At 54.2% G+C, this 1,251-nt stretch carries 1 protein-coding gene; it reads left to right on the top strand.

Going from position 1 to position 1,251, the window contains the following annotated elements; genetic code table 11:
• A partial coding sequence (locus tag QLG10_RS07895; RefSeq protein WP_282486622.1) for an IS4 family transposase occupies positions 1-1,226 on the top strand: 1,226 nt, incomplete at its 5' end.
• Between the last annotated feature and the right edge of the window lie 25 nt (positions 1,227-1,251).

The raw sequence follows: 1,251 nt of genomic DNA, 5'->3' as shown, positions 1-1,251 counted from the left end.
CCTTGCTGTTGGCGGCCGTCAGTCATAATCGGATTTTTCAGACTCGATTTTGGCTCATGTTTACCAGCACCCGTTTAGCCCACCTGCTCAGTGCGATCCCGCGCCAGTTCTTTCGGCAATCCACCGAAAGGCACCAGGCTGATCGCTACGTCAAACGCTGCACGTCCTGGCAATTGCTGGTGACACTGGTCAGCGGTCATGTAACCCAAGCCTTAAGCCTGCGGTCCTTGGCGACTTTCTCCGAAACTCTAAGCCCGCATAGCTACCATCTTAAAGCGGGTCCCGTCGCCCGCTCGACCCTGTCGGATGCCTTGAACAAGCGTGACTACCGGCCATTCCAGGACCTTTGCGAGTTGCTGTTGCGCGGCATCAGCCGCCAGCAGCGCAAAGAAGTCGGTGCCATGGTTAGCCTGCTTGATTCCACGTCGATCACTTTGCGCGGACCTCTCTTCGATGGCTGGACAGCCGCCACGAAAACCCGCATTACGCAGGGCTTGAAAGTACATGTCGGGCTAGATTTGGCACAGTTGGCCCCGGTGTACGTCAACATCACTCCTGCCAACGTCAACGACCTGAGCGATGCACTGGAAATGCCGATTCAGGCCGGCATGACGTATGTCTTTGACAAGGGCTATTGCGATTACAACTGGTGGCACCAGTTGCAGACCAAAGGCGCTTTTTTCGTCACCCGCCTGAAGAAAAACGCCAATATCAAAGTGCTGCACAAGCACTCGACCGTAGCCGAGCAAAGCCCGGTCATGACCGATGAAGTCATTCTATTCGGCAAAAAGCATCTGGGCGGTAAACGTCTGAATGACTACCGAGAAACGCCGGTAAGACGCGTGGTGGTTGAGCGCGAGGGACATGCCACGCCGTTAATCCTGGTGACCAACGACTTCGCAAGAACAGCTGAAGAAATCGCGGGCTTGTACAAAGATCGCTGGAAGATCGAGCTGTTTTTCAAGTGGATCAAGCAACATCTGAAACTCAAACGCTTCTATGCCTTCTCTGAAAACGCCGTGCGCCTGCAGATTTACAGTGCCTTGATCAGCTACTTGTTACTGCACCTTTTCCATCGTCGCTCAGGATTTACCGGTTCGTTGTTCGAGCTGACGGTTCGCATATCTCACGTTCTGCACGAACGGCCCGCTACTCCAGAACTGAGGGATCGACGAAGGCAGGAGCGAGAAAAGCTGAAGGCTGCCCAAGGCAGCCTTCAGCTATGAAACATGTTTACCGGACACTAGTGAC

Source organism: Pseudomonas sp. V98_8, from assembly GCF_029967975.1.
GTDB lineage: Bacteria > Pseudomonadota > Gammaproteobacteria > Pseudomonadales > Pseudomonadaceae > Aquipseudomonas > Aquipseudomonas umsongensis.
This window is presented reverse-complemented; position numbering and strand designations above follow the sequence as displayed.